Origin of the sequence: Actinoplanes sp. DH11 (assembly GCF_020873875.1) — a bacterium.
In the GTDB taxonomy this organism is placed as follows: Bacteria; Actinomycetota; Actinomycetes; order Mycobacteriales; family Micromonosporaceae; genus Actinoplanes.
Window position 1 is genome coordinate 1 of record NZ_JAHWGU010000032.1, and the last position, 23,788, is coordinate 23,788.

Annotated in this window: 17 protein-coding genes and 1 tRNA gene; 12 read left to right on the forward strand and 6 right to left on the reverse strand. The window is 69.3% G+C overall.

From position 1 onward, the window contains the following. Positions 1-493 precede the first annotated feature (493 nt). Together pyk and LPA41_RS33920 are read left to right on the forward strand one after the other, a co-directional pair. Positions 494-1,930, forward strand: coding sequence for a pyruvate kinase (pyk, locus tag LPA41_RS33915; RefSeq protein ID WP_229075230.1), 1,437 nt, complete (start codon positions 494-496; stop codon positions 1,928-1,930). Further along, positions 1,927-2,805 carry an acyl-CoA thioesterase II gene (locus LPA41_RS33920; protein ID WP_229075231.1) on the forward strand — a complete coding sequence of 293 codons (879 nt, stop codon included), beginning with the start codon at positions 1,927-1,929 and terminating at the stop codon, positions 2,803-2,805. The genes pyk and LPA41_RS33920 overlap by 4 nt, the downstream gene beginning before the upstream one ends. Positions 2,806-2,964: 159 nt before the next feature. Here LPA41_RS33920 and LPA41_RS33925 read toward each other — a convergent pair whose 3' ends face one another. Together LPA41_RS33925 and LPA41_RS33930 are read right to left on the reverse strand one after the other, a co-directional pair. Next, positions 2,965-4,035 carry a hypothetical protein gene (locus tag LPA41_RS33925; RefSeq protein WP_229075233.1) on the reverse strand — a complete coding sequence of 357 codons (1,071 nt, stop codon included), beginning with the start codon at positions 4,033-4,035 and terminating at the stop codon, positions 2,965-2,967. A 313-nt stretch (positions 4,036-4,348) separates the two neighbouring features. Next, positions 4,349-4,422: transfer RNA gene (locus tag LPA41_RS33930), tRNA-Leu, on the reverse strand. A gap of 180 nt (positions 4,423-4,602) precedes the next feature. Here LPA41_RS33930 and LPA41_RS33935 point away from each other — a divergent pair. The 5 genes from LPA41_RS33935 (at position 4,603) to LPA41_RS33955 (ending at position 9,536) form a co-directional block, all read left to right on the forward strand. Continuing rightward, a complete protein-coding gene (locus LPA41_RS33935; protein ID WP_229075234.1) occupies positions 4,603-5,217 on the forward strand; it encodes an ANTAR domain-containing response regulator in 615 nt (204 codons plus the stop codon). Positions 5,218-5,441: 224 nt separating this feature from the next. After that, positions 5,442-6,731, forward strand: a complete 1,290-nt coding sequence (locus LPA41_RS33940) for a branched-chain amino acid ABC transporter permease (RefSeq protein WP_229075236.1) — start codon at positions 5,442-5,444, stop codon at positions 6,729-6,731. A 10-nt stretch (positions 6,732-6,741) separates the two neighbouring features. After that, positions 6,742-7,731, forward strand: coding sequence for a branched-chain amino acid ABC transporter permease (locus LPA41_RS33945; protein ID WP_229075238.1), 990 nt, complete (start codon positions 6,742-6,744; stop codon positions 7,729-7,731). After that, positions 7,721-8,761 carry an ABC transporter ATP-binding protein gene (locus LPA41_RS33950; RefSeq protein ID WP_229075240.1) on the forward strand — a complete coding sequence of 347 codons (1,041 nt, stop codon included), beginning with the start codon at positions 7,721-7,723 and terminating at the stop codon, positions 8,759-8,761. The genes LPA41_RS33945 and LPA41_RS33950 overlap by 11 nt, the downstream gene beginning before the upstream one ends. Beyond that, complete coding sequence (locus LPA41_RS33955) at positions 8,754-9,536, forward strand: ABC transporter ATP-binding protein (protein ID WP_229075242.1); 783 nt, start codon at positions 8,754-8,756, stop codon at positions 9,534-9,536. Before LPA41_RS33950 ends, LPA41_RS33955 begins: the two co-directional genes overlap by 8 nt. A gap of 1,036 nt (positions 9,537-10,572) precedes the next feature. Here the strand turns inward: LPA41_RS33955 and LPA41_RS33960 are convergent. Beyond that, positions 10,573-11,841 carry an ABC transporter substrate-binding protein gene (locus LPA41_RS33960; RefSeq protein ID WP_229075243.1) on the reverse strand — a complete coding sequence of 423 codons (1,269 nt, stop codon included), beginning with the start codon at positions 11,839-11,841 and terminating at the stop codon, positions 10,573-10,575. Between the two features lie 233 nt (positions 11,842-12,074). On the opposite strand from LPA41_RS33960, the gene polA reads away from it, so the two are divergent. Next, positions 12,075-14,768, forward strand: a complete 2,694-nt coding sequence (gene polA, locus LPA41_RS33965; RefSeq protein ID WP_229075244.1) for a DNA polymerase I — start codon at positions 12,075-12,077, stop codon at positions 14,766-14,768. Between the two features lie 312 nt (positions 14,769-15,080). Beyond that, positions 15,081-15,476 (forward strand): helix-turn-helix transcriptional regulator, encoded by a 396-nt coding sequence (locus LPA41_RS33970; RefSeq protein WP_229075245.1) that lies wholly within the window; start codon positions 15,081-15,083, stop codon positions 15,474-15,476. Here the strand turns inward: LPA41_RS33970 and LPA41_RS33975 are convergent. From LPA41_RS33975 to LPA41_RS33985, 3 genes are all read right to left on the reverse strand, one after another. Beyond that, positions 15,466-15,795, reverse strand: a complete 330-nt coding sequence (locus LPA41_RS33975) for a DUF3140 domain-containing protein (protein ID WP_229075247.1) — start codon at positions 15,793-15,795, stop codon at positions 15,466-15,468. The two genes, LPA41_RS33970 and LPA41_RS33975, sit on opposite strands and share 11 nt — an antisense overlap. Continuing rightward, on the reverse strand, positions 15,788-16,006 hold the full coding sequence (locus LPA41_RS33980) for a DUF2945 domain-containing protein (RefSeq protein ID WP_229075249.1): 219 nt from the start codon (positions 16,004-16,006) through the stop codon (positions 15,788-15,790). The genes LPA41_RS33975 and LPA41_RS33980 overlap by 8 nt, the downstream gene beginning before the upstream one ends. 85 nt (positions 16,007-16,091) lie before the next feature. Beyond that, positions 16,092-16,922 carry a class I SAM-dependent methyltransferase gene (locus LPA41_RS33985; RefSeq protein WP_229075251.1) on the reverse strand — a complete coding sequence of 277 codons (831 nt, stop codon included), beginning with the start codon at positions 16,920-16,922 and terminating at the stop codon, positions 16,092-16,094. A 196-nt stretch (positions 16,923-17,118) separates the two neighbouring features. On the opposite strand from LPA41_RS33985, the gene rpsA reads away from it, so the two are divergent. From rpsA to uvrB, 3 genes are all read left to right on the forward strand, one after another. After that, positions 17,119-18,756, forward strand: coding sequence for a 30S ribosomal protein S1 (rpsA, locus tag LPA41_RS33990; RefSeq protein WP_374238242.1), 1,638 nt, complete (start codon positions 17,119-17,121; stop codon positions 18,754-18,756). A 113-nt stretch (positions 18,757-18,869) separates the two neighbouring features. Then, positions 18,870-20,060 (forward strand): dephospho-CoA kinase, encoded by a 1,191-nt coding sequence (coaE, locus tag LPA41_RS33995; protein ID WP_229075255.1) that lies wholly within the window; start codon positions 18,870-18,872, stop codon positions 20,058-20,060. Between the two features lie 410 nt (positions 20,061-20,470). Continuing rightward, positions 20,471-22,588, forward strand: coding sequence for an excinuclease ABC subunit UvrB (uvrB, locus tag LPA41_RS34000; RefSeq protein WP_229075257.1), 2,118 nt, complete (start codon positions 20,471-20,473; stop codon positions 22,586-22,588). Positions 22,589-23,788 lie beyond the last annotated feature (1,200 nt).

The window sequence follows — 23,788 nt, forward strand, 5'->3', positions numbered from 1 at the left end:
CGAGCGCAAGATATGCCTCACGCTCGCGGGTCAGACGTCGACGGCCCTGATTGACCGACCGGTCCCGGACCTCGAAGTCCATCGCATCCCCTGAACTGGGGTGTTGCGACGACTCCTAGAACCCAAGTTCCACCGGCGGGCCGTTCCGCGTTCCGGCGGAGGGCTGTTCCGCGTTCCACCGGGGGCTGTTCCGCGTTTCCACCGGCGGTCACCGGAAAGGCGTATGTCGATGGGCGCGCCACCATTTTGCGCGCCGGTGAAGTTAATTACCGAGCGTTAAGTTCCGCGGTCGTCCCGGCGTACCCGTGCGGGGGTCGGGCATGTGCCGACGGGTGCCGCAAGGCGCCCGATAAGCTGAACCCGCGGTCGCCGATGCCCGCCGGACGACGCAGCCTGCCCGTGGTGACGCGGGTTGACCTCGCCGTCGACACCCGCAGTTCATGCCGTTGCCGGGGGTCGGCCGCCGAGCCGACCGGGGAGAAGGACTAGCCTGATGGCCGTGACACGCCGCGTAAAGATCGTCTGCACGATGGGCCCTGCCACCAAGTCTCCGGAGCGGATGCTCGGGCTTGTCGAGGCGGGCATGGACGTGGCCCGGATGAACTTCAGCCACGACACCCGGGAGAACCACAAGGAGATGTACGAGCTGGTCCGCTCCGCCGCGGAGCAGACCGGCCGTGCCGTGGCGATCCTCGCCGACCTCCAGGGTCCGAAGATCCGGCTGGGCAAGTTCGCCGACGGCCCGCACCGCTGGGAGACCGGTGACCAGGTGGTCATCACCGGCGACGAGATCCTCGGCACCAAGGAGCGCGTCTCCTGCACCTACACGAAGCTGCCGCAGGAGGTAAAGGTCGGTGACCGCCTCCTGATCGACGACGGCAAGGTCGCGGTCGAGGTGACGAACGTCGACGGCAACGACATCCACGTCCTGGTCACCGAGGGCGGCCCGGTCAGCAACAACAAGGGCGTCTCGCTGCCGAACGTCGCGGTGAGCGTCCCGGCCCTGAGCGACAAGGACGAGGAAGACCTGCGCTTCGCGCTCGGCCTCGGCGTCGACCTGGTCGCGCTCTCCTTCGTCCGCGCGCCGGAGGACATCCACCTCGTCCACAAGATCATGGACGAGGAGGGCCGTCGCGTCCCGGTCATCGCCAAGGTGGAGAAGCCGGAGGCGGTCGAGCACCTCGAAGCGATCGTCCTGGCCTTCGACGGCGTCATGGTCGCCCGCGGTGACCTCGGCGTCGAGCTCCCGCTGGACCAGGTCCCGCTGGTGCAGAAGCGTGCCGTGCAGCTCTGCCGGGAGAACGCGAAGCCGGTCATCGTGGCGACCCAGATGCTCGACTCGATGATCGAGAACTCGCGGCCGACCCGCGCCGAGGCCTCCGACGTCGCCAACGCGGTGCTCGACGGCACCGACGCCGTGATGCTCTCCGGCGAGACGAGCGTCGGCAAGTACCCGGTGCTCACCGTCAGCACCATGGCGAAGATCGTCAGCACCACCGAGGCCGGCAGCATCGGCGTCCCGCGCCTGCAGCACGACCCGCGCACCCACGGTGGCGCGCTGACCGTGGCCGCCTCGCAGATCGCCCGCAACATCGGCGCGAAGGCGCTCGTCGCGTTCTCACAGACCGGTGACACCGTGCGCCGGCTCGGCCGCCTCCACTGCGACCTGCCGCTCTACGCGTTCACCCCGGTCCCCGAGGTCCGCAACACCCTCGCACTCAGCTGGGGCGTCGAGACCTTCCTGACCGACTTCGTCGAGCACACCGACGACATGTTCCGGCAGGTCGACGCGAAGATGCTGGGTCTCGGCCTGGCCAAGCCCGGCGACTACGTCGTCGTCGTGGCCGGCTCCCCGCCGAACGCGCCCGGCTCCACCAACACCCTGCGGGTGCACCAGCTCGGCTCGCTCGTCGACCCGGCGACGGTGTGACCTTGCCGGAGTCGGGACAGGCCGCCGTCGACCAGCTTCTGGATCTCCTCGATCTGAAGCAGGTCGACGCGGCCACCTTCCAGGGCGAAAGCCCGCAGACCGGCGCCCAGCGCGTGTTCGGCGGCCAGGTCGCCGGGCAGGCGCTGGTGGCCGCCGGCCGGACGGTGTCCCCGGACCGGCAGGTCCACTCGCTGCACGGATACTTCGTCCGGGCCGGCGACCCCGGCGTGCCGATCACGTTCTCGGTGGAGAACATCCGGGACGGCCGCTCCTTCTCGGTACGCCGCTCCACCGCGAGCCAGCACGGCAAGACGATCTTCTTCATGTCGGCGTCGTTCCAGGTGCCCGAAGAAGGGCTCGACCACCACACCCCGGCACCGACCGACGTGCCGGCCCCCGAGGACGTGCCCACCATGCTCGACTGGGTGGAGCGCTACCCGGAACGCATGGGCCTGCTCCGCTCCTCACCGCAGGCCGTCGACGTGCGCTACGTCGGCGTCCCCGGCTGGGTGCCACCCGGCGACCGCGAGATCGACGCCGAACAGCGGGTCTGGATGCGGATCAACGGCACCCTGCCGGACGATCCGCTGATCCACGCGTGCGCCCTGACGTACGCGTCCGACCTCTCCCTGCTCGACGCGGTCCTCTCCACGCACGGCGAGGTGTGGGGCCCGGGCGGCGTGATCGGCGCAAGCCTCGACCACGCCCTCTGGCTGCACCGCCCGTTCCGCGCCGACGAGTGGTTCCTCTACGACAGTGCCAGCCCGTCCGCCAGCGGCGCCCGCGGCCTGGCAAGCGGCCGCATGTTCACCCGCGACGGCCGGCACATCGCCAGCGCCGTCCAGGAGGGCCTCCTGCGCCGCGTCGGCGCCTGACCCACCCGGGCGCCGGCCGCTCGGCGCCTGGCCCACCGGTTGCGCTCGGCCTGCTGTTCGGGTCGGCCGGGCTCGTTGGGCGGCACCCCGCCGGTCGCGGATCCCGGCCTGGCGACTGGCCGTGAACGGATCCACCACCGGCGGGGCCGGGGACAGAACTCAGATCTTGCGCGGCGTATCTCCGTCGCCGGACCGCCCGGACCGTCCGGCCGGCGCGGTCTCGGCCGCCGCCACACCCTCCGGTGTGTCCGGCACCGCCGGCAGGTTGCCCGGCGCCGGCCGCACGGCACCGGCTCGCGGTCCGGTGATGCCGGCGTGCGCCAGCATCGTGTCCAGGTCGGCCGTGGTCCGGACCACGTGCTCGTGGTACGTGACCCCGGGCGCGGCCGGCGCCGCACCGATCGCGTTGACCTGGTGCGCCCGCTCACCGCCGTCGGCCCCGTGCTGCGCCCGCCCACCGAGGCCTGCCGCCTGCCCACCGGAGGCGGTCCCGTGCTGCGTCCGCCCACCGAGGCCTGCCGCCTGCCCACCGGAGGCGGTCGCGTCGTGTGCCCGCCCGTCCGCGGTGTCCTCCGCCCGGTGCCGGGCCCGCGGTGGCCCGGCCTCGTAGTCCGCCCGCCCCGCCGAGTACCCGGTGAGCCCGGCAGCCCGTTCCGGCGGCAGGCTGAGGGCTTCCTTGGTGCGCGTGGTGGCGGCGATCTCACGCAGCCGCAGCGAGGTGACCAGGTCGGCGACCGCGCGCAGCAGCGCCAGCGCGCCGAGGGTCACGACGATCAGGTCGGCGGTGCGGGCGAACGGTCCCGCCGAGAAGTAACCGAGGCCGGTCTCCAGGACCCCGATCGTCACGATCAGGCTCCACACCCGGTCCGCGCCGCGCGTCATGATCCCTACGGCTACGTCGACCGCGCCGCGGACCATCAGGTACCACCCCACCAGCGAGGCCGGCGTGGTGAACGTCGAGTCCGAGGTTGTCAGCAGCACCGTGCCGGTCACCGCGAAGATCACCGTGAGGCCGGCGTTCAGCCACCAGGTCCGGGTGCCGGCGAGGGCGCGCAGCAGTTCGCAGACGGCCCCGAACAGGATCATCGCTCCGGCCACCGCGGCGATGTCCGGCGGTTCCAGCCGCATCACCGTCCAGGAGATCGCCAGCCAGGCCGCCGCCGCGAACATCAGGAAGCCCCACATGCCCCCGCGTGCGGCGGTCAGGGGCGATGGACCGGACGACAACATGAGGCCTCCCGCTGAAGCTGTCCCTGTCATGACAGCATCCGGGGCACGTCACGGCCGGGTGTTCGGCGAGATTTGCCAGCCTGGCGTACGGGCTCGGGGCCGGCTTTCACCACGTGCGCGTTTTTCTGCCGTTAACACGCATGTCACGATTCCGAAATGGGTGCCGGGGAATGGGAAAGCGCGCGCGGAATGGACACGGCGATACGAACGGGTGCCGCTGACGGTGCGACGCGGGTGTCAGGCCCGAGAGGGGCCGCAGGTCCCGGAGCAGGCGGCGAACCGTCGATCCGGACCGATGAATAACGCGGTTTTGTGCCCCCGGTGGGATTCGAACCCACACTGTATGGTGTTTGAGACCATCTTCTCTGCCGGTTGGAATACAGGGGCGCGGCCACTCATCATGTCATGACGACCGGGGTTGCGACACCGCCGGTCGGGGCATGACTGACACCGGCGTGAGAGGGTCACGCCAGGATGAGTCCCCGACAGCCTACCCACTAGGCTTAGGGCGGCGACACCCACATACCGGGGTGTCGCGACATCGACGTTCTGGGGGTAGGAGTTTCCGTGGCCGACACGCAGGCTGGTGCCGAGCGCAAGCGGGTGCTCATCGCCGAGGACGAGGCCCTGATTCGTCTTGACCTCGCCGAGATGCTGGTCGAGGAGGGCTACGACGTGGTCGGCGAGGCCGGCGACGGCGAGACCGCTGTGCGTCTGGCCGAGGACCTCAAGCCCGACCTGGTCATTCTGGACATCAAGATGCCGATCATGGACGGCCTGGCCGCTGCCGAGCGGATTGCGGGCGGCCGGATCGCGCCGGTGGTCATGCTCACCGCTTTCAGTCAGCGCGAGCTGGTCGAGCGGGCACGTGAGGCCGGCGCCATGGCGTACCTGGTGAAGCCGTTCCAGAAATCCGACCTGGTGCCGGCGATCGAGATCGCGCTCTCGCGGTACTCGGAGATCGCCGCCCTGGAGTCCGAGGTGGCCGGTCTGACCGATCGCCTGGAGACCCGTAAGTCGGTGGAGCGCGCCAAGGGTGAGCTCATGACGAAGTACTCGATGACCGAGCCGCAGGCGTTCAAGTGGATCCAGCGGACCGCTATGGATCACCGGATGACGATGCGTGAGGTCGCCGACCGGATCATCCAGGAGTCCGAGGAAGGCACTCCCGAGGCCGGCTGAGCTCTGCCTGGCCCGGGCGGTCGCAGCCCCTCTCGCAGGGCACCCGGAGCCGATCCGGCGGCCCTGTCGAGCCACTGAATCGCTATTGGCCCTTGACGAAAAGTTGAGGCTGCGTAACGGCTTTGTTACGGGCGTCACCTCCGCTCCTGAGCAAGCTATGATCCCCGCCAGTCCTTCGCGAGACGTCTGGCGGGGATTTCTGCTGCTAAACACAAGGAGCATCGTTGCGTAGAGCCGTGATCATCTTCACGGCCGTTCTCGGTTTTCTGTTCGCTTCCCTGGGTCTGGGTGCCACGAGCGCTCTGGCCGAGGGCGAGACGTTACAGGGCACGTTGATCAATGCCGGTCAGCCAGTGACCGGCGTAGTTATCAAGGTGGCGGACGAGGGCGGCACTCCGGCCGGTGAGGCAACTTCTGGGGCTGACGGCAAGTGGTCAGTCGCGGTCAGTGGGCCTGGCACCTACAAGGTCGACCTCGACACCGCGACGCTCCCGCAGGGTGTGGTCGTCACGACCGGCCGGTCCAGTCTGACGTTGCCGGTTTTCGAGGGCGCCGCACGTAACGTGCTGTTCCCGCTCGGCCCGGCGGCCGGCGCACCCGGCGCCCCCGACCCTGACGAAGGCGGGACCTCGAACCTTTCGCGGGTTCTCGACCTCGTCTACACCGGTATCCATTTCGGTCTGATCATCGCGCTGGCCGCACTCGGCCTCTCGCTGATCTTCGGCACCATGGGCCTGACCAACTTCGCGCACGGCGAGCTGGTCACGTTCGGTGCGCTGGCCGCCTTCCTGCTCAACGTGACCGTCGGGTTGCCGCTCGAGCTCGCGGCCGTACTCGCCGTGGTCCTCGGTGGCGCGTTCGGTTACTTCCAGGACAGATTCTTCTGGGGCTGGCTGCGCAACCGCCGCACCGGCCTGATCGGCATGATGATCATCTCGATCGGTGCCGCTCTGATCCTGCGCTACACGTACCTGTTCTTCTTCCGCGGTGACACGCGGCAGTTCGCGCAGTACGTCGCGCAGCCCGGCATCGACCTCGGCCCGATCTCGGTCGCGCCGAAGAACCTGCTGATGGACGCGATCGCAATCGTGGTCCTGGTCGTGGTCTCGCTGGCCCTGATCAAGACCCGGCTCGGCAAGGCGACCCGCGCGGTGTCGACCAACCCGGCACTCGCCGCCGCGTCCGGCATCAGCGTCGACTCGGTCATCCGGCTGGTCTGGACGATCGGTGGCGCGCTCGCCGCGCTCAGCGGTGTGATGCTCGCGGTCTTCCAGGGCATCAACTACCAGATGGGCTTCCAGATCCTGCTGCTGGTGTTCGCCGCGGTCACCCTCGGCGGTCTCGGCACGGCGTTCGGCGCCCTGCTGGGCAGCATGGTGGTCGGCCTGGCCACCCAGCTGTCCACGCTCTGGATCCCGACCGAGCTCAAGAACGTCGGCGCCCTCGCGGTGCTGATCGTGATCATCCTGATCCGGCCGCAGGGCATCCTGGGCCGCCGCGAGCGGATCGGCTGAGGAGGCCCCGATGAACTGGGACATCATCTTCGGCGTCTCCATCGAGTCGCTGATCAACGCAACAATGATCGCGTACGCACTGGCCGCGATCGGCCTGAACGTGCATTTCGGTTACACCGGCCTGCTGAACTTCGGTCAGTCGGCGTTCCTCGGTGTCGCCGCGTACGGCCTCGCCATGACGGTGTCGACCTTCGGTCTCCCGTTCTGGACCGGCATCCTGGTCGGTCTGGCCGGCGCGGTGGTGCTGGCGCTGCTGCTCGGTATCCCGACACTGCGCCTGCGAGCCGACTACCTGGCGATCGTGACCATCGCCGCCGCGGAAATCGTCCGCCTGCTGTTCCGCTCGGTATCCCTCAGCGAGTGGACCGGTGGTTCGGACGGTCTGCAGCGGTTCTCCGACGACTTCTTCACGATGAACCCGTACAGCTCCGCGCTGGAGATCGGGATCGTCAGCTTCGACGAGCGTGAGCTCTGGGTGATGACGGTCGGCTGGTTGCTGATCGCCATCTCGCTGCTCATCGTGTTCCTGTCCATGCGCAGCCCGTGGGGCCGGGTCATCAAGGCGATCCGCGAGGACGAGGACGCCGTGCGGAGCCTCGGCAAGAACGTCGTGTCGTACAAGATGCAGTCGCTCATCCTGGGTGGCGTGCTCGGCTCGCTCGGTGGCTTCATCTTCGCGCTCAGCCGCGCGGCCGTGCAGCCGGACACCTACGGCACCGAGTTCACGTTCTACATGTACACGATCGTGATCCTGGGCGGTGCCGCCCGCGTCTTCGGCCCGGTCGTCGGGTCGATGATCTTCTGGTTCCTGCTCGCGTTCATCAACGCGCTGCTGCCGTCCCTGATCTCGGAGGGTTACATCCCGAGCTGGTTCATGGACGCGAACCAGGCGGGTGCGGTCGGCTTCATCCTGGTCGGCCTCGGCCTCGTACTCTTGCTGATTTTCCGCCCGCAGGGCATCTTCGGCGACAAGAAGGAGGTCATGCTCGATGGCCGATGACGTCACCGTCCCGCCCGGCGTGGCCCGGGCGCGGGAAGCGCTCAAGGACGTTGCGCACGAACCCGGAGCCGCCAAGCCGGACCCGATCCTGATCGCCGACAAGGTGGTCCGCCGCTTCGGTGGTCTCACCGCCGTCTCGGTCGACCACATCGAGATCCAGCGTGGCGCGATCACCGCGCTGATCGGCCCCAACGGCGCCGGCAAGACCACGTTCTTCAACCTGCTGACCGGTTTCGACCGGCCGGACGAGGGCGACTGGAAGTTCAACGGCAAACCCCTCGCGGGTGTACCGGCGCACAAGGTCGCGCGGCAGGGCATGGTGCGGACCTTCCAGCTGACCAAGGCCCTGTCCCGTTTGTCGGTCATCGACAACATGCGGCTCGGCGGCACCGGGCAGAAGGGCGAGTCCTTCTGGCAGTCCCTGATCCCGGCGATCTGGAAGAAGCAGGAACAGGAGATCACCGAGCGGGCCGACGACCTGCTCGCCCGGTTCAAGCTCGACGCCAAGCGCGAGGACTTCGCGGGCAGCCTCTCCGGCGGCCAGCGCAAGCTCCTCGAAATGGCGCGGGCCCTGATGGTGCAGCCCGACATGGTCATGCTGGACGAGCCGATGGCCGGCGTTAACCCGGCCCTGACGCAGTCCCTGCTCGGCCACGTGAAGAGCCTGCGCGAGGACGGCATGACCGTGCTCTTCGTCGAGCACGACATGGACATGGTCCGCGACATCAGCGACTGGGTGATCGTGATGGGCCAGGGCAAGGTGATCGCCGAGGGTACGCCGGACACGGTCATGGCGGACCCGCGCGTGATCGACGCCTACCTGGGCTCGCACCACGACGGCACCGAGCACGACGCCGCCGAGGTGGCAGCCGAGGTGGACGCGCCCGCCGCGTCCCCGGCCGCTGCGGTGGCCGCGGATCAGGCGCCGGGCGCGGTGGACAAGCCGGGCACGGTCGACAAGCCGGGCGCGGTCGCGGCGGACAAGCCGGGCCCGGTCGCCAAACCGGAGGGAGACAAGGCCGATGAGTGACGCAACCTCCAGCAACGAGATCGAGGGCCGGGGCGAACACCTGGCCGCCGCCGAGGGCGCGCTGGTCCGCTGCGACGACCTGATCGCGGGCTACCTGCCCGGGGTCAACATCCTCAACAGCTGCGACCTGTACGCCAAGGAAGGCGAGCTCGTCGGCATCATCGGCCCCAACGGCGCCGGCAAGTCGACCCTGCTCAAGTCCCTCTTCGGCCTGGTGAACATCCGATCCGGGCAGGTCACCCTGCGCGGCGAGGACATCACCAACGTCAAGGCGAACAAGCTCGTCGCCAAGGGCATCGGCTTCGTGCCGCAGACCAACAACGTCTTCGGAACCCTCACCATCGAGGAAAACCTGGAGATGGGTACGTTCCTGCGGCCGAAGCGCTTCAAGGAGCGCTTCGACTTCGTGGCAGGCCTGTTCCCCGCCCTCGGCACCCGGCGCAAGCAGCGGGCCGGTTCCCTCTCCGGCGGCGAACGGCAGATGGTCGCGATGGGCCGGGCCCTGATGATGGAGCCCAGCGTCCTGCTCCTCGACGAGCCGTCCGCGGGTCTGTCGCCGGCCATGCAGGACGAGGTCTTCTTCCGCACCAAGCAGATCAACGACACCGGCGTGACCGTCATCATGGTCGAGCAGAACGCCCGTCGCTGCCTCCAGATCTGCGACCGCGGCTACGTCCTGGACCAGGGCCGCAACGCCTACACGGCAAGCGGCCGCGACCTGATCCACGACCCGAAGGTGATCGAGCTGTACCTGGGCACCCTCGCCCGGGCCTGACAGTTCACGGGGCCGTCGCAACAGGACGGCCAGGAGTTCGGCGAAAACGCCCGGCCGGGGTCATCCCGGTCGGGCGTTTCGCGTGGCCGGCCGTTTCCGGCTCCGGCAGCGAGACGTCCGGGGCTGCGCCTGAACTCCAGCGTGGCCGGGAACCCTGTCGCGCGGCTCACGACAGCAGGCGCCGCCTCCACCCCCACCACCACCACCGCCCACCGCCGCCGCCGCCGCCCGCCGCGGCCCTCAGTGCCGGCTGTCACTGGTGGTTGTTTGGGGGCGGTGGGGGCAGCCGTGGGTGACAGCTGGTTCGGTCGGCTGTCACCCACGGTTGTTCGAGAGCGGTTTTGGCAGCCGTAGGTGACAGCTGGCGGCGTTGACAGTTGGTCCGGGTCGGCTGTCGCTGGTGGTTGTTCGGGGGCGGTTCGGGCAGCCGTGGGTGACAGCTGGTTCGGTCGGCTGTCACCCACGGCTGTTTGGGAGCGGCCCCGGCAGCCGTAGGTGACAGCCGGCCCGGCCAGCTGTCACCTACGGTCGGGAAGGCCTGCGGCCACCGTGGACACCAGCCGGGCCACCGCGATTCACGACGATGCCGCCCCACCCACTCGATGCCGGGAGCGGCTTACTCACCTCCTGCGGCACAAGATCCAACCTTGCGTGCGGGAGAGGGCTCAGGCGGCCGTGAGCGGGACTGAAGGCTACGACCGTGGGTGAGGCCACCCAACGAGGCCTCAGCGTCGGTGGAAGCTCGCAGTGGTGCCTTCCGCCTCGTCTGGCCGGACCCGGCGGGCCACGGACAAGCGGACCGGGAGAGACGGGCCGGAGAGGCGGACCGGGAGAGACGGGCCGGAGAGGCGGACCGGGAGAGACGGGCCGGGAGAGACGGGCCGGGAGAGGCGAAGCGTGAAAGGCGAAGCGTGAAAGGCGAGGCACGAAAGGCGGAGCGTGAAAAGGCGAGGGCCCGGCCTGACGGCCGAGCCCTCGCGGTGAAGCTGGAGCCGGATCAACGGCTCAGGTGGTGCGACTTACCTGGGAACGTCGATCAGCCGTCGATCTTGCCGGTCTGGTAGGAGACGTTCTTGTAGGTGTTGTCGGCGCCGTACTGGTAGATGCCGATCGTCGCCTCGGCCGGGTCACCGGCGTCGTTGAACTGGATCGGGCCGCTCACACCGTCGTAGTCGATGTCCTTGCCACCGGCCAGCGCTTCCTTGCACTGCTGGAAGGTGGTGCACTTCTCGCCGTCCTTGCTGACCGCGACGAGCTGCTTCGAGTAGTCGCCGGGGGCGTCGCTCTTGGCGGCCTCGGCAGCCAGGGCGATCAGGACCGCGGCGTCGTAGGACTCGGCGGCGTACGAGTAGTCCTTCAGCGCCGGGTCGACCTCGAGCAGGCGCTTCTGGAACTCCTCGCCCGCGTTCGCGCCCGGCAGGGTGCCCTTGGCGCCCTCGAAGGTGCCGTTCGGGAACTCGGAGCCGTAGTTCGACAGGTTGCCGTCGACGAAGTACCACTTCTTCGCCTTGGCGGTCAGGCCGGCCTCGACCAGCTTGGGGACGATCTTCTTGGTCTCGTCGAAGCCGATCAGGATGATCGCCTGCGGGTTGGCCTGCTTGATCTTGCCGATCTCGGCGGAGAAGTCGGCGGCCTTGGGGTCGTAGACCTCCTCGGCGACGACCTGGCCGCCACCGCTCTCGATCGCGGCGCGGGCGCTCTTGGCGAGACCGGTGCCGTACGCGTCCTGCAGCACCAGCATGCCCACGGTCGCGTTGCCGTCGGCGACCACCTGGTCACCGAGCACGCGGCCCTGGAGCACGTCCGGCGGGGCGGTCCGGAAGTAGAGGCCCTTGTCGTTGTACGTGGTGAACTGGTCCGACGTGTTCGCCGGCGAGATCTGGACCACGCCCGCACCGGTGATCTTGTCGATCACGGAGAGGGAGACCGAGGAGGAGGCGGCGCCGATGATGCCGTCGACCTTCTCGGAGAGCAGCTTGTTCACGGACTGGCTGGCGATGTCGGTGGAGGTGTCGCCGGAGTCGGTGTCGCTGACGACGACGTCCTTGCCCAGGACGCCACCGGCGGCGTTGATCTCCTTGGCGGCCAGGTCGACGCCGGCGAACTCGGGCGGGCCGAGGAAGGCGAGCGAACCGGTCTGCGGCAGCAGGGTGCCGATCTTCAGCACACCGTCTCCGGCAGCGGCCGCGGGAGCCGAGGTCGAGTCGCCCTCGGGCTCGTCGCTGGAGTTAGAGCACGCGCCCAGGGCAAGGCAAGCGGCACCCAGCACGGCGACGCTGCGCCATGCGAAGTTGCGGCGGATCATTAATTCTCCTTTGTCCAGCGCGGTGGGTGCGTGTGTGGGCCCCCACTGCCATGACGCTGATGCTGAGGAAACTTAATGAGCAGAAGACCTCGGCACTAGGGTCAAACCAGCCCTGCAACAGGACAGTTGCGTATCCGTAACCTTCCGCATGTGTCAGACGATTGCCTGTGACGGCCGGCCGGTCGGGGCGGTGCACCCGGGATTGTCGTACCCGGCGACTAGAGTTCTCCGACGTGAGCGACGCTGCCCAGACTCCCCGCCTCCTGCTGCTCGACGGCCATTCGCTGGCCTACCGGGCCTTTTTCGCGCTCCCGGTGGAGAACTTCAGCACACACACCGGTCAGCCGACGAACGCCGTCTTCGGCTTCACGTCGATGCTCATCAACATGCTGCGCGACGAGAAGCCGACGCACATCATCGTGGCCTTCGACGTCTCGCGGATCTCCTTCCGGACCGAGCTCTACCCGGAGTACAAGGCGACCCGCTCGGAGACGCCGAAGCCGTTCCAGGGTCAGGTCAGCCTGATCAAGGAGGTGCTGGAGGCGCTGCGCATCCCGGTGGTGGAGAAACCGGGCTACGAGGCGGACGACGTCCTGGCCACCCTCGCCTGCCAGGGCCGAGAGGCCGGCATGGAGGTGCTGATCTCCACCGGCGACCGGGACGCGTTCCAGCTCGTCGACGACCGGGTCACGGTGCTCTACCCGGTGCGGGGCGTCTCCGAGGTGCGGCGCACGACGCCGGCCGTGGTCGAGGAGAAGTACGGTGTGCCGCCGCACCTCTACCGGGCGAAGGCGGCGCTGGTCGGCGAGGACAGCGACAACCTGCCCAAGGTGCCGGGCGTCGGTGACAAGACCGCCGCCAAGTGGGTCAACGAGTTCGGCGGCCTCGACGGCGTGATCGCGAACGCTGACAAGATCAAGGGGAAGGTCGGCGAGAATCTGCGCGCCAACCTGGCCGGTGTGATGCTCAACTACCAGGTCAACAAGCTGGTCACCGACCTGGAGCTGCCGCTCGCCGTGTCGGACGCCCGCTGGGCCGGGTGGGACCGCGAGGCGGTGCACCAGCTCTTCGACGCCCTGGAATTCCGGGTGCTGCGCGAGCGCCTCTACTCCTACCTCGAGTCGGTGGAGCCGGAGGCGGAGTCCGGTTTCGAGCTGGAGGGCCGGTTGCTGCGCTCCGGCGAGGTGGCCGGCTGGCTGCGCGAGAACGCCGGCACGGCCCCGGTCGGCGTGGCGGTCACCGGCCGGTTCGGCCGCGGCACCGGCGAGCTCACCGGCGTCGCGGTGGCCACCGCCGGGGGTCTGGCCGCCTGGTTCGACCCGGCCGCGCTGGACGAGAACGACGAGCGTGCCGTCGCGGCCTGGCTCGCCGAGCCGTCCCGGCCCAAGGTGCTGCACGACGCGAAACCGGCCCAGCTCGCCTTCCGGGCGCACGGCTGGCAGCTGGCGGGCGTCACGGTGGACACCGCGCTCGCGGCCTACCTGGCCAAACCGGACCAGCGAGCCTACGACCTGACCGACCTTGCCCTGCGCTACCTCAAGCGCGAACTGAAGGTCGACGCCCCCGAGGACGGCCAGCTCGCCCTCTCCTTCGACGGTGCCGAGGACACCGCCGCCGAGGAAGGCGTGATGCTGCGCGCCCGGGCCACCCTCGACCTGGCCGACGTGCTCACCGCCGAGCTGTCCCGCGACGGCGGTGAGTCGCAGCGGCTGCTCGCCGAGGTGGAGCAGCCGCTCTCGGTGGTGCTCGCCGAGATGGAGAGCCGGGGCATCGCCGCGGACACCGAATACCTCTCCGAGCTGGAGTCGCACTTCGCCGCCGAGGTCAAGGCGGCACAGCAGGCGGCGCACGAGGTGGTCGGCCGGGAGTTCAACCTGGGTTCGCCCAAGCAGCTCCAGGAGATCCTCTTCGTCGAGCGGAACCTGCCCAAGACCAAGAAGATCAAGTCGGGGTACACGACCGACGCCGACGCCCTGCAGAACCTGTTCGCGCAGACCGGCGACCCGGTCTTGGAGCACCTGCTGCGGCACCGTGACGTGGCCAAGCTGAAATCCACGGTGGACGGGCTGCTCAAGTCGGTCTCCGACGACGGGCGGATCCACACCACGTTCAACCAGACCGTGGCCGCGACCGGCCGGCTGTCGTCGACCGACCCCAACCTGCAGAACATCCCGATCCGCACCGAGGAGGGCCGGCGGATCCGCCGTGCCTTCGTGGTCGGTCCCAGCCACGAGCAGCTGATGACCGCCGACTACAGCCAGATCGAGATGCGGATCATGGCGCACCTCTCCGGCGACGACGCGCTCATCGACGCCTTCAACTCGGGCGCCGACTTCCACGCCGCCACGGCGTCGTCGGTCTTCCACGTCGGGCTCGACGAGGTGAGCGCCGACCAGCGGCGCAAGATCAAGGCCATGAACTACGGCTTGGCGTACGGGCTGAGCGCTTTCGGTCTCTCCAACCAGCTCACCATCTCCAACGAGGAGGCGCGCGGGCTGATGGAGGAGTACTTCAAGCGGTTCGGCGGGGTGCGCGACTACCTTCAGTCCGTGGTCACCCAGGCCACCAAGGACGGGTTCACCGCGACCATCCTGGGGCGCCGGCGCTACCTGCCCGACCTGACGAGTGACAACCGGCAGCGGCAGGAGATGGCCAAGCGGATGGCGCTGAACGCGCCGATCCAGGGCTCGGCCGCCGACATCATCAAGATCGCGATGCTGCGGGTGGACGAGGCGCTCAAGGAGTCCGGCCTCGCCTCCCGGATGCTGCTCCAGGTGCACGACGAGCTGGTCTTCGAGGTCGCCGCCGGCGAGCTGGAGCAGCTGCAGGAGCTGGTCCGCCGCGAGATGGGCGGCGCCTACCCGCTCTCCGTGCCGCTGGAGGTCTCCATCGGCGTCGGCCGCGACTGGAACGGCGCCGACCACTGACCTTCGGCCCCGCCCGCGCAGGGCGGGCGCCGGGTCAGGGCTGCGTGGGAGCAGGGCGGGCGCCGGGTCAGGGCTGCGTGGGAGCAGGGCGGGCGCCGGGTCAGGGCTGCGTGGGAGCAGGGCGGGCGCCGGATCAGGCCCCGGCCCACGCGGGGTCTGCGCCGCATCAGGGCTCCGCCTGCGGCAGTGCTGGGGCCGCGGGTTGCCGGGCCGCGGGGCCGGGCTGCGGGTTGCCGGGCCGCGGGGCCGGGCACGCCACTCGGACGGGTGGTCGGTCCCGCACGTCTTGCGGTGATCTGCCACTCTGGTCCGATGCCGAGTGGATCGATGTCGATGGAGATCACCCCGACGGAGCCGGTCCGGGCCTCGCCGGTGCTGTCGCTCATCGCTCAGGTCGGTGGCGCCACCCTGGTGCGCGGCGCCCTCGAAGCCGACCGGGCGAGCGTCATCGCCGGCATGTTCAAGGCGCTCGGCGACCCGGTCCGCCTGCGCCTGCTGTCGATGATCGCGTCGTCGGCCGCGGGGGAGGTCTGCGTCTGCGACCTGAGCGGGGAGTTCCCGCTCACCGGCCCGACGATCTCGCATCATCTGCGGATCCTGCGCGAGGCCGGGCTGGTGGACTGCGACCGCCGCGGCACGTGGGTCTACTACCGGCCGGTCCCGGACACGCTCACCCTGCTCGCCGACGTGCTCGACGTCACTTCTTGAGCGGGTCGTGGCCCCAGTTCATCAGGGAGTGACGCCAGCGGGTGTCGCGGACGTCTCCGTCCGGGCGCTGGGCGAGGTGCCGGTGGACGTAGCCGACCACCTTCCGCATGTGCTCCTCGTCGCTGTCGGTGAGGTCGGCCTTCTTGGTGCCCAGAATCTTGACGATCTTCCGGCCGGAGTCGTGGCCGACCGACTCGGCGCCGGCCGAGGACTTCTGACCGACCGCCTGGGACTCGTCACTGTCCAGCCATGCGCGCAGCTCGGCGGGAGTCATGTTGACCGCGTCGCGGAACTCGGCGTACACGTCGGAGTCAGCCATGCCGCAGCGACCCCGGCTTGTGCACCGCCTCGCGCCCGGTCTTGTCGCTCTTGACCTTGTACTGCGGCTCGTCCGGCGAGGCGGCGACGGTCCGCCCGGCGGCCTCGGTCCGCTTGGTGATCTTCTGCTCGACCGTGCCGTGCACGTTCTCGCCGTGACTGCGCCAGGTCACCTTGTCGCCCTTTTTCAGGCTTTTCTCCGCGTCGCTCATACCCTGTCGGATACCCGCAGCCCGCCCACGAAAACGACGTGACCAGCAAGAGAAAGACGTGCCCGGCAAGGAACCTGAGGACTGCCTACCCGGCGGGCTTGTCGCAGACGAAGATCGCGGTCCCCGGGAAGAACCGGCCCCGCAGCGGGCTCCACTGCCCCCAGATCCCGTCGTGCCCCTCCGGCCACTCCGGTTCGACCAGGTCACGCAGCACGAAACCGGCCGCCACCAGCTCGCGGATCCGGTCGCCGAGCGTGCGGTGCTGCTCCAGGTAGGTGACCTGCCCGTGCTCGTCGCGTTCGACGTAGGGGGAGCGGTCGAAGTACGAGTTGCGGACCACGAGACCCGACTCGTCCGGCTCGTCCCAGAACGCCCACCGCATCGGGTGCGTGACCGAGAACACCCAGCTGCCGCCGGGCCGCAGCACCCGGGCGACCTCGCGCATCGCGGCGGCCGAGTCGGCGACGAACGGGATCGCGCCGAACGCCGTGCAGACGATGTCGAACGACGCGGTGCGGAACGGCAGGGCCAAAGCGTCGGCCTGGACGAGCGGTACCCGTACGCCGCTCCGCTCCGCCGCCTCACCCGCATGCCGCAGCATGCCCGCGGAGAGGTCCATGGCGATCGGCCGGGCGCCTTCCCGGCGCAGCCACCGGGAGGCTGCCGCGGCGCCGGCACCGAGTTCCAGGATCTGCTTCTGCTGTACGGGTCCGAGCAGGCGCGCGTCGGCCTCGCGGAGACGTTCGGGGCACCAGACGAAGTCCACGTCGCCGAGGAAGGCGCCGTGCTCGTCCTGATAGTCGTCGGCGTCGAGGTCCCACCAGGTGCGGTTGGCCTGCCGCGCCTCGGCCTCGGTCACGCGCCGGCGGGCGGCCGCGGGGCGCGACGATGTCTCTGCGGCAGGGATCTCGGTCACCCGGTCACGGTACGACAGGCGCGTCGGCTGTCACGATTCGGCCTATATGGGTCATCATGGCAGGTTCCGGCCAGCCAATGTGCCGCGCTACTCAGGAGGGCTTGCAACCTGTGGTAATGCGCACGGTAAGCTAGTCGATGCGCTCGCGGATCGTGTGCCTCGGCAGGGAGCAGGTTCCGTGGTCGCCGGTCTCGGCATGATCGACTCTGATGATCAGACTGGCTTTCGGGTTGGTCCTGACGCTCGTTCGTGCCGCTTCCGGTGGCAGTTCCGTCGAGCGCGGGAGACACCACGAATCCATCCGTTCGGAGCAACTGTCCACATGACGAGCAGCATCGAGGCCACCTCGAGCGCCAACAAGGTCACCGTCGACGATCTCGGGTCCGAGGAAGCATTCCTCGCCGCCATCGACGAGACCATCAAGTACTTCAACGACGGCGACATTGTCGAAGGCACCGTCGTCAAGGTCGATCGGGACGAGGTCCTGCTCGACATCGGCTACAAGACCGAGGGCGTCATCCCCTCGCGCGAGTTGTCGATCAAGCATGACGTGGACCCCGCGGAAGTGGTGTCGGTCGGTGACCACATCGAAGCCCTCGTCCTCACCAAGGAGGACAAGGAAGGTCGCCTGATCCTCTCGAAGAAGCGCGCTCAGTACGAGCGGGCTTGGGGCACGATCGAGAAGATCAAGGAAGACGACGGCGTCGTCCGCGGTTCCGTCATCGAGGTGGTCAAGGGTGGCCTCATCCTCGATATCGGCCTCCGGGGCTTCCTCCCGGCGTCCCTCGTCGAGATGCGTCGTGTCCGGGACCTTCAGCCCTACGTCGGCCGCGAGCTCGAGGCGAAGATCATCGAGCTGGACAAGAACCGCAACAACGTGGTTCTGTCCCGCCGCGCCTGGCTCGAGCAGACGCAGTCCGAGGTTCGCACCGAGTTCCTCAACAAGCTGCAGAAGGGCCAGGTCCGCAAGGGCGTCGTGTCCTCCATCGTCAACTTCGGTGCCTTCGTGGACCTGGGTGGCGTGGACGGCCTCGTGCACGTCTCCGAGCTCTCCTGGAAGCACATCGACCACCCGTCCGAGGTTGTCGAGGTCGGCCAGGAGGTCGAGGTCGAGGTGCTCGACGTCGACCTGGACCGCGAGCGCGTCTCGCTGTCGCTGAAGGCGACCCAGGAAGACCCGTGGCGTCAGTTCGCCCGGACCCACGCGATCAACCAGATCGTGCCGGGCAAGGTCACCAAGCTCGTCCCGTTCGGTGCGTTCGTCCGCGTCGACGACGGCATCGAGGGCCTGGTGCACATCTCCGAGCTGGCCGAGCGTCACGTCGAGCTGCCCGAGCAGGTCGTCCAGGTCGGTTCGGACGTCCTCGTCAAGGTTATCGACATCGACCTCGAGCGTCGCCGGATCTCGCTGTCGCTCAAGCAGGCCAACGAGAACTTCGTCGAGGGCGAGGAGCACTTCGACCCGACCCTCTACGGCATGGCCGCGACGTACGACAACGAGGGCAACTACATCTACCCGGAGGGCTTCGACCCCGAGACGGGTGAGTGGCTCGAGGGCTTCGACAAGCAGCGCGAGACGTGGGAGAAGCAGTACGCCGACGCCCGCGAGCGCTGGGAGGCCCACACCAAGCAGGTTCAGGCGAGCCGTGAGGCCGACGCCGAGGCCGCGCTCAACCCGGTTCCGGCCGGTGGCGTGACCTCTTCGTCGTCGACCTCCACCTCGTCCTCGAGCTCGTCGGCGCCGGCGCGCGCCGCCGAGGAGCCCGCGGGCACCCTGGCCACCGACGAGGCTCTCGCGGCTCTGCGCGAGAAGCTGGCCGGCGGCAAGAACTGAGGTAATACCCCGTAAAGGCCGTCCCGACTTCGGTCGGGGCGGCCTTTCCCCGTTTCCCGGGTTTTCCGCGGGCAGGCACTGACGTCGATCGAGGGCACCGCGATACTGGTTCCATGCTGAGGGTGGGACTGACGGGCGGGATCGGTGCAGGCAAGAGCGCGGTGGCCCGGCGGCTCGCGGAGCGGGGCGCGGTGATCGTCGACGCCGACGTGCTGTCCCGGGAGGTGGTGGAGCCCGGCACCGACGGGCTCGCCGAGATCGTGGCGGCGTTCGGGGCGGGCGTGCTCACCCCCGACGGCGCACTGGACCGGCCGGCGCTCGGCGCGAAAGTCTTCGGCGACGAGACGGCCCGCCGGACACTCGAGCAGATCATTCATCCGCGGGTGCGGGCCCGGACGGTCGAGCTGACCGCGGCCGCGGCACCGGACGCGACGGTGGTCAACGACGTACCGCTCCTGGTGGAGACGGGGCTGGCTCCCTCGTACCATCTGGTGATCGTCGTCCTTGCGGACCGTGACCTGCGCATCCGCCGTCTCACCCAGTTGCGGGGCATGACGGCGGCGGAGGCCGCCGCCCGGATCGACGCACAGACCGACGACGAGCGCCGCCGCGCCACCGCCGATGTGATCCTCACCAACGACGCGGACCTCGCCGCGCTGCACGCCCGGGTGGACGCGCTCTGGCGCGAGCGGCTCGTCGAGTTCGAGCGGAACCTGCGGCTGCGCCGCTCCGCCCCCAAATCCGGTGCGCTGCACATCCTCCCGCCCGACCCGGAGTGGCCGGCGCGCGCCGCGCGGCTGATCGCCCGCATCCGGCACGGCCTGGGCGACGGCGTCGGCGTGCACCACATCGGGTCGACCGCGGTGCCCGGCCTGCCCGCCAAGGAGATCATCGACCTGATGCTGAGCGTCCGGACGCTCAGCCAGGCGGACGCCCTGGCCGACCGGCTCGCCGCGATCGGCTTCCCGCGCCGCCCCGGTGAGTGGTTCGACAACGCCCGCGGCCTGCCCGGGATGACCTGGCCGAAACGCCTGCACGGCTGCGCCGACCCCGGCTACGAGGTCAACCTCCACGTCCGGGTGGCGGGCTCGCCGGGCTGGCGTTTCGCCCTGCTGATGCGTGATCACTTGCGCGCGGTGCCGGCGGCGCGGGACGCCTATGCCGCGGCCAAGGCGGCGTGGGCGGAGAGGTTCGAGGACCGGATGGGGTACGCGGAAGCGAAGGAACCCTGGTTCGACCAGGAGGCGCGGGCCGCCGACGACTGGGCGGAGGAGACCGGGTGGCAGCCGCCGGACTGGTCGTGACGGGTTCCCGCGCGCCGGCGCCGCTGTCGCTTTTCGGCGTAGCTGTCACTTTCCGGGTGCCTTGCGCCGCTGTCGTTCTTTCGGGTGTGCTGCGGCGCTGTCGCTTTTTCGGGTGACAAGCTCTCGCGGCGGCCGGTCTGCGCCAGGCGCGACCCACCACGGGTGCGCGGACCCGGGGTTGTCCCCGAGGCGCATCAACCACGGTGCGGCACGGCGGCTCTGTGATCCGCACGGTGCCCGCGGCCGCCGCGAGCGGCCTACCCGCCCAGGGTAAGCGGCCGTGTAAAGCCCGACAATGCCGACGACTGGTGCGGAATGTGCACCCTGCGCACACCGTCCCGTCCCGCGCTTCGCCCAGGGCCGAACCCGGGTCCGGAAACTTGTCGTACCCCCGACGTACGGTGGTGGACATGGCGCTCGACATCCCACGACTCGACGGCCGGTTCGAGGTCGTCAGCGACTACCAGCCCGCCGGTGACCAGCCCGCCGCGATCGACGAACTCGAGCGACGGGTTCGCCGCGGCGATCGGCACACTGTCCTGCTCGGCGCCACCGGCACCGGCAAGAGCGCCACGACGGCCTGGCTCATCGAGCGGCTGCAGCGGCCGGCGCTCGTGCTCGCGCCCAACAAGACGCTCTGCGCCCAGCTCGCCAAGGAGTTCCGCGAGCTGCTGCCGAACAACGCGGTCGAATACTTCGTCAGCTACTACGACTACTACCAGCCTGAGGCCTACATCGCTCAGACCGACACCTACATCGAGAAAGACTCCTCGGTCAACGAGGAGGTCGAGCGGCTCCGTCACTCGGCCACCATGTCGCTGCTGACCCGCCGCGACACGATCGTGGTGGCCACGGTCAGCGCGATCTACGGTCTGGGCACGCCGCAGGAATACATCGAGCGCGCCGTCAAGGTCAAGGTCGGCGGGGAGCTCGACCGTGACAAGCTGCTGCGCCGGCTGGTCGACATTCAGTACGCGCGCAACGACATGGCCTTCCAGCGGGGCACGTTCCGGGTCCGCGGCGACACGCTCGAGATCATCCCGGCCTACGAGGAACTGGCCGTGCGGATCGAGCTGTTCGGCGACGAGGTGGAGAAGCTCTACTACCTGCACCCGCTCACCGGCGAGGTGGTCCGCGAGGTCGACGAGCTGGTCATCTTCCCGGCGACGCACTACGTGGCCGGTCCGGAGCGGATGGAGCGGGCGATCCGCGACATCGAGGCCGAGCTGGAGGAGCGGCTCGCCGAGTTCGAGCGACAGGGCAAGCTGCTCGAGGCGCAGCGGCTGCGGATGCGCACGGCCTACGACATCGAGATGATGCGGCAGGTCGGTTTCTGCAACGGCATCGAGAACTACTCGATGCACATGGACGGCCGATCGCCCGGTGACCCGGCCTACACGCTGCTCGACTACTTCCCGGACGACTTCATCACGGTCGTCGACGAGTCGCACGTCTCGATCCCGCAGATCGGCGGGATGTATGAGGGTGACGCCTCCCGCAAGCGGATCCTGATCGAGCACGGCTTCCGGCTCCCGAGCGCCGCCGACAACCGGCCGCTGCGCTTCGACGAGTTCCTGGAGCGGGTCGGCCAGATGGTCTTCCTCTCGGCCACGCCCGGCCCGTGGGAGATGCAGCAGGCCCAGGGCGAGTTCGTCGAGCAGGTCATCCGCCCGACCGGCCTGATCGACCCGCAGGTGGTGGTGAAGCCCACCAAGGGCCAGATCGACGACCTGATGCACGAGATCAAGCTGCGCACCGAGCGGGACGAGCGGGTCCTGGTCACCACGCTCACCAAGAAGATGTCGGAGGACCTCACCGACTACCTCCTGGAGAACGGCATCCGCGTCCGTTACCTCCACTCAGAAGTCGACACGCTGCGCCGGGTGGAGCTGCTCAAGGAGCTGCGCAAGGGCGACTACGACGTGCTGGTCGGCATCAACCTGCTGCGTGAGGGTCTCGACCTGCCCGAGGTTTCGCTCGTCGCCATCCTGGACGCCGACAAGGAGGGCTTCCTGCGCAGCGGCCGGTCGCTCATCCAGACCATCGGCCGCGCCGCGCGAAACGTCTCCGGCGAGGTCCATATGTATGCGGACAAGATCACCCCGTCGATGCGTGACGCGATCGACGAGACCGACCGCCGCCGGGCCAAGCAGATCGCCCACAACGAGGCCCACGGCATCAAGCCGCAGGCCCTCCGCAAGAAGATCCACGACATCCTGGACGACATCTACCGCGAGGCCGAGGACACCGACGACGCGGTGAGCGGCCCGATGGTCGGCGGCGCCGGCCGCCAGATGTCCCGCGGCAAGGCCCCGGTGCCGGAAACCCGGTCCAAGGCCCGTGCGGGCGCCGGCCCAGCCCGCGAGGGCATGGCCCGCGCCGAGCTGGCCCAGCTCATCCAGGACCTGAGCGACCAGATGCTCGCCGCCGCCCGAGAGCTCCAGTTCGAGCTGGCCGCCCGCATCCGCGACGAGGTCTCCGAGCTGAAGAAGGAACTGCGCGGCATGGACATGGCCGGCGTGAAGTAACCCCACCCGGACGGGCCGGACCCACCTGGCCCAGCGGCGGCTGACCCCGCCGCTGGCCGGCCGTGCCCGGCCCGTCCGGATGGCGGCTCGGCCGTCGCGTCCCGGGCGGCGACTCGCCTGAGGCTTCCCCGGGCCGTGGCTCGTTCGCGGTTTTCCCGGGCCGTGGCTCGCCTGCGGCTCTCGCGGGCGGCGACGCGCTTGCGGCTTTCCCGGGCCGTGGCTCGCTTGCGGTCTTCGGGCTGCAGCTCGCTTGCGGCTTTCCGGGCGGCGCGCTTGCTCGGCGGATGGCGTATCCGTGAGCCGCTCGGGCGCCTTACTCGTTACCCGCTCCGATGGCCGGCTCGCTTCAGTGAGCCGGAGCCCATCCTCCTCGTTGCGGCCGGTGCGTAACCATGCTGTCCACCGGTCGCGGGAAGCCGCCAGCAATCCGGTATCGCCCGTCCGGCCGGGCACCTCGACCCTCGCGAGTACCCCGGGTGTCGAATGTCAGGCGCCCGGGTCCGGCTGTCGCTGGTGGTTGCTGAGGCTGCTCTCGGGCGACCGTGGGTGACAGCTGGTTGAGCTGGCTGCCGTTGGTGGTTGCGGGGGCTGCTTTGAGGCGACCGCGGGTTACAGCTGGTTGAGCTGGCTGCCGTTGGTGGTTGCGGGGGCCGCTTTGGGGCGACCGTGGGTTACAGAAGGGCGGTTGGCTGTCACTGGTGGCTGGTTTTCGCCGGCCAGGGCAACCGTGGGTGACAGCTGGTTGAGCTGGCTGTCGCTGGTGGTTGCCTGGGGCGTTCTGGGGCGACCGTGGGTGACAGCCGGTCGGCCGGCCGTCGCGGGTGGCTGCTGCGATCGCTCTTGGGCGACCACCAGCCCAAGCCGGCGCCAACCACGAGCTGGCTGTCGTTTGACGGCCGACAAGCGACGAAAGCCGAGCCGTCGAGCAGGGGTCAAGATTCCGCTGGCTGGGCCGAGCCGGCGAACGTTCTTGGTCAACGCATCGGCTGGGATGGGCTGGCGCCCGCGCGGCTGGCTGGGCCGACCCGGAAGGGCTTGCGGCTCGCTTGTGACAACGGTCGGGGTGAGCCTGCGGCTCCCTGCTCACCCGCAAGCAGGACGGCCCCGAGCAAGCGGCCGGTGCAGCGCCAGCCGAGAAGAGCAGCAACGCAGCCGAGAAGAGCAGCAACGCAGCCGAGGAGTGCATCGGCAGCCGACAAG